The sequence below is a fragment of the Chromobacterium aquaticum genome, from assembly GCF_021129195.1.
GTDB lineage: Bacteria > Pseudomonadota > Gammaproteobacteria > Burkholderiales > Chromobacteriaceae > Chromobacterium > Chromobacterium aquaticum.
The window spans coordinates 1-4,752 of the sequence record NZ_JAJOHW010000168.1 but is presented as its reverse complement, the minus strand read 5'-3'; the positions used below and the strand labels follow the sequence as shown (position 1 = coordinate 4,752).

General features: G+C 62.2%; 5 protein-coding genes. 1 reads left to right on the top strand and 4 read right to left on the bottom strand.

All coding sequences use genetic code 11. The features are described 5' to 3' along the window. Nucleotides 1-213 precede the first annotated feature (213 nt). On the top strand, nt 214-834 hold the full coding sequence (locus LQT98_RS21700; RefSeq protein WP_231465129.1) for a glutathione S-transferase family protein: 621 nt from the start codon (nt 214-216) through the stop codon (nt 832-834). A 60-nt stretch (nt 835-894) separates the two neighbouring features. Here LQT98_RS21700 and LQT98_RS21695 read toward each other — a convergent pair whose 3' ends face one another. From LQT98_RS21695 to LQT98_RS21680, 4 genes are all read right to left on the bottom strand, one after another. Then, nucleotides 895-1,488 carry an outer membrane beta-barrel protein gene (locus LQT98_RS21695; protein ID WP_053074330.1) on the bottom strand — a complete coding sequence of 198 codons (594 nt, stop codon included), beginning with the start codon at nt 1,486-1,488 and terminating at the stop codon, nt 895-897. 441 nt (nt 1,489-1,929) lie between these two features. After that, on the bottom strand, nt 1,930-2,751 hold the full coding sequence (locus LQT98_RS21690) for an alpha/beta hydrolase (protein WP_048409361.1): 822 nt from the start codon (nt 2,749-2,751) through the stop codon (nt 1,930-1,932). Between the two features lie 285 nt (nt 2,752-3,036). Continuing rightward, entirely contained in the window at nt 3,037-4,383 is a 1,347-nt protein-coding gene (locus tag LQT98_RS21685; RefSeq protein ID WP_231465127.1) for an ATP-binding protein, read from the bottom strand. A gap of 3 nt (nt 4,384-4,386) precedes the next feature. Next, nucleotides 4,387-4,752, bottom strand: a 366-nt coding sequence (locus tag LQT98_RS21680; RefSeq protein ID WP_231465125.1) for a winged helix-turn-helix domain-containing protein, incomplete at its 5' end; no start/stop codon positions are given.

Genomic DNA, 4,752 nt, shown 5'->3' with positions numbered 1-4,752 from the left:
TGCCAGGCGTCCTCGACGAAGCGCGCGCCGCCGTCGGCCTGCTCCAGCGCCGCGCAGATGCGGTCCTGCAGGTCCAAGAGGAAGGCTTTGACATCGTTGACGCGCGGCTGGCTCATCGCAGTATCCTGAAGGCTTGAAATGGGCTGCATTGTAGCAGACGGCGCGGCGCGCGCCTGTGCGCCGCGGCCGGTTTGAACACGGGAGATACGGATAATGATTGAGCTCTACACCTGGGGCACGCCCAATGGGCGCAAGATTTCCATCATGCTGGAAGAATTGGCGCTGCCTTACGCCGTGCATACGGTGGATATCGGCAAGGACGAGCAATTCGCGGCGGACTTTCTGGCGATCAGCCCCAATAACAAGATTCCGGCCATCGTCGACCCGGACGGGCCGGATGGACGGCCGCTGGCGCTGTTCGAATCCGGCGCCATCCTGCAATACCTGGCGGAGAAGCATGGCCGCCTGCTGCCGGCGGCGGGCGCGGCGCGCTATGAGGCGCTGCAATGGCTGATGTTCCAGATGGGAGGTTTCGGGCCGATGCTGGGCCAGGCCCACCATTTCCTGCGCTATGCGCCGGAAACCGTTCCTTACGCGCAGAAGCGCTACCACGATGAGGCCTTGCGCCTGTACGGCGTGCTGAACCGGCGCCTGGACGGGCGGGATTACGTTGCCGGCGAGTACGGCATCGCCGATATCGCGCTTTACCCATGGACGGCGCGTCATGATTGGCATCAGGTGGACCTGTCGGCGTTTCCCCGGGTGCGGGACTGGTTCCAGCGAGTGGGCGAGCGGCCGGCGGTGCGGCGCGGCATGGCGGTGCCGACGGCTTGAAACGCAAAACCAGCCGCGGACGCAAGGGCCGCGGCTGGCGAGCGCTGGCAAGGGGTGGGATCAGAAGTGGTAGCTGATGCCGGCCTTCAGCACGCTGGTGCCGGAAGTCTTGATCACGCTTTGTCCGCCAGGCAGCTGGAAGTCATTGCCGGCGATGTATTCGTATTCGCCACGCAGCGACAGATTTTTGTGCAGCTGATACTGCGCGCCGAAACCAAGACCCAAGCGGGTGTCGTTGAAAGTTTGGCTGGCAAAGCGGTCGATCTTGAGTTTGGTGTGCACATTGTTCAGGCTGGCCTTGCCGAAAACTTCCAAATCCTGGGTCACCGGCAGAATGCCCAATACGGCGATGCGTTCGGCCGTGGTGGCGACGGAGCCGCTGCCTGTGCTGCCCATGAAGGAGCCATTGGCCTTGGATTTGCCGAAGTCCGCATAAGACAGCTCGGTGGCCAGGTATTGATTGAAGCGGTAACCGGCGCCCAGTTCCCAGACCGTGCCGGCGGCCTTGGCGTCTTTCAGCATGATGTTTCGATTGCCGGACTCAGGCTTGGAGAAGTTGTAACCGGTGTTGCCGAAGACGTAGAGGCCCGGATCGGCGGCGTGTGCGGACAGAGCTGCCAGGCTCAGCACGGAAGCGGTAATCAGTTTTTTCATTTTTTGCGACTGTTTACTTTGTTGATAACTGCGTTATTGTGCGAATAAGAAGCAAATCGGTCTGTTGAGCTTGTAAACGCTCTTTGTGTGATCGATGGAGGCCTTGTGTAACGATGTGTAACCGCGCAGGGTGGGCAGGTGAAAGAAAAGATGCCCGCCGGAGCCGGCGGGCATGCAAAGTCACACAAAGGGAAAAGAGAACGGAACCGTTGCAAGACCGGCGGGGGGCCGATCCGGCTCGTGCAAACAGTTTGCTTCAGCCGGCCCTGGCGTTCCATTGTCGCTGTGTTCTGGCTTGATGACGGTTGATGACGAGACGGCCAGGAAGTTTGCGCGGTTGTTAAATCCAATGTTTAGTTGTGACTGCTTGCAACTTTAAATGAGCGAGCAGACAAGAAAAAAGGCAAGCGGAAAGCTTGCCTTGATGGAGCGGGGCGTGGTTCAGGCGGCGGCGAACATGCCCCAGCCGCTTTGCTCGGTGCTGGCGGCCGGCGTTTGGGCGCGGTGATTGAAGAACTTCAGGCTGCGCTTTAGTACCTCGCCGCGCTCATTGTCCACCATCACCATGTGATAGCTGTTGGACAGCGGCATGAAGTCTACGCTGCCGCCCAGATAGCGTTGCAGATAATGGGCGGAGCGCGGGCTGGTGATATCGTCCTCGTCGGCGTGCACGATCAGCGTAGGGCAGGTGATCTGTTCCAGCCGCGGCATCAGCTGGCGGCGCAGCCCGTCCACCTGGCGGATGCAGGCCAGCGGAATATAGGCGTAATGGAAGCGCTCGCCGCGTTCGAAGCGCTGTTGGATCGCCTTGCGGATACGGGCGTTCTTGATGCCGAACGGTTCGACTTCCGGCACGCGCATCTTCTTGGCCAGGCCGGGAATGCGGTAAACGATGTGGCGCGCCCAGGTCAGCTTGGGCAGGCTCCAGCCATCCAGGAACAGCGGCGGCGCGTACAAGGCGAGGCCGTCCTGATGATTTTCCAGCCGCGCCACTTCCAGCGCCACCAGGCCGCCCAGGCAAACGCCGGCAAGATGCACCACCTTGTGGCGGGTTTTCAGTTCCAGGTATTCCTTGCGTATGGTTTCCACCCAGTCCTGCCAGCGGACGGACAGCAGATCTTCCGGCTCGCCGCCATGTCCCGGCAATAGCGGGGTGTGGGTGACGATGTCCGCCTCTTCCAGTGTGCGTCCAAGCGCGCCGAGGTCGTATGCGCTGCCGCCCAGACCGTGTACCAGCAGGGCGGCCGGTCGTGAAGAAACCATGGGAAATACCCGAATCCAAGTTGAGATGCTGGCATTATCCCGGCGTGGCGGCCTCGGGTCTGTTGGCTTCCTGTCCCCGCTTTGTGACGGAGCGTGACCCAATTCAGATTGCTTAACAAACTGCGGCTTTACTTTTCGCCGGCGCGGACAGGCCCGTGCCGGCTCTCCTTAGAGCCGCTAACAACACCTCGCAGAGAACCTGAGCCAAGGCGCGCCGACGCAGGCAGTACTTGAGTACGACAAGGAGGCGCAACGCAGGATCAGGGGTTTTGTTAGCGGGTCTTATTATTGCTGCGGTTGCATGATGCGCAGGGTAAAGCGCGCGCCGCCCAGTTCGCTGGCGGCTATGCTGACCTGGCCGCCGTGGTGCTCGGTGATCAGCTTGACGAAGGATAGGCCCAGGCCGTAACCGCCGGTGGCGCGGTCGCGGCTGCGGTCCAGCCGCAGAAAGGGTTCGAACACCTTGTCGCGCTCGGCTTCGGGAATGCCGCAGCCGTCGTCGTCGACATGGATCAGCAGTTGGCCGGAGGGACTGTGGCACACCGTCAGCCTGACCTTGGCGTTGGCGTATTTGAAGGCGTTGAGCAGCAGGTTGCGGCTGGCCACATACATCAGCTTGCGGTCGAAGGCGCCGTTGCCCAGCACGCAATCCAGCTCCAGCGCGATATTGGCCGGCTTCAACGGCGTCACCAGGTCGATCAGGTCGTCGAACCAGTCGTACAGGTCCACGGTTTCCCAATGCAGCGGCACTTCGTTGCGGTTGAGCTTGGCGAACTCCATGCTGGTGTTGAACAGTTCTTCCAGCTCCTGCATATCGCGCTCCATGCCCTCGCGATAGCGCTTCCATTCCAGCTCGTCCTCTTCCTCCTCCAGCATGGTCAGGCCGAAGCGCAGCCGCGCGATGGGAGTGCGGATTTCGTGGGCGATGGCGTGGGACAGCGCCTGGCGCGTTTCCATCTGCCGCTCCAGCCGCGCCGCCATGCTGTTGAAGGCGCGCGACAAGGGCGCCAGCAGCCGGCTCTTGGAGGGCTGGGCGCGGGCGCTGAAATCGCCGTCGGCGAAAATCTCCGCCTTGCGGCGCACTTCCAGCAAGTCCTTCCACAGCGGACGCAGGCTGAAATAGATCAGCGTGCCCAGCGTGGAGCCGGTCAGCAATATCCAGAGCAGCAGGATTTCCATGTCCTCGCTGATCCAGCTGCTATTGCTGGGCGGCGCTTCCAGCGGGCCGAGCAGCAGCAGCCGCGGATCGCGCGGCAAGGGCACGTAGAGCAGCTGGTCGTCGAAATCCAGATAAGGGCGGCCGTCTTGCAGCGCGGCATGGCCTTCCGGATCGAAATCGTCGGGAGGATGGGCGATCAGCTTGACCGGATAGCTGAAGGCGCGGGCGATGTCGGCGAGTTTGCGCTCCCAATCCTGGTGTGGCGTCTGTTCCAACTGTTGGCGGATCAGGCTCACGGTGCCGTTCATGAATTGCAGCTTGCTGTCGCGGTCGCTGTTTTCGTACAGCTTGGTGACCATGAAGCCGAAGCCGATGATGATGATTAGCTCCGCCAGCATGGTGGCGAAGAAATAACGGGCGAACAGGGTGCCCAGCGACGGCTTGAGCCAGCCGCGAAGACGACGCGCGCTCATGCCTTATTCCCAGTCGCTGCGCGAGAACAGATAGCCTTTGCCGCGCACGGTCTTGATCCGGGCCGGCGCGTCGGGGTTGTCGCCCAGCTTGCGGCGCAGCCGTGAAATGCGCGCGTCTATCGAGCGGTCCAGGCCGTCAAAGCCGATGCCGCGCAGCTCGCTCATGATGTCGTCGCGGGACAGCACTTGGCCGGCGTGGGAGGACAGCAGCCACAGCAGGTCGAATTCGGCGGTGGTCAGGTCGATCAAGTCCCCGCTCAGCGTCGCCTCGCGCGTGGCCTGGCTGATGCAGAACTGGCCGAAGGTAAAGCTATCGTCGCCGCCGTTGTCGCCATCGGCCTGGGCGCCGGGGCCGCCGCGGCGCAGCAG

Coding starts and splice junctions, on each gene's coding strand:
- LQT98_RS21700 (WP_231465129.1), top strand. CDS start 214: ATGATTGAGCTCTACACCTGGGGCACGCCCAATGGGCGCAAGATTTCC.
- LQT98_RS21685 (WP_231465127.1), bottom strand. CDS start 4,383: ATGAGCGCGCGTCGTCTTCGCGGCTGGCTCAAGCCGTCGCTGGGCACC.
- LQT98_RS21695 (WP_053074330.1), bottom strand. CDS start 1,488: ATGAAAAAACTGATTACCGCTTCCGTGCTGAGCCTGGCAGCTCTGTCC.
- LQT98_RS21690 (WP_048409361.1), bottom strand. CDS start 2,751: ATGGTTTCTTCACGACCGGCCGCCCTGCTGGTACACGGTCTGGGCGGC.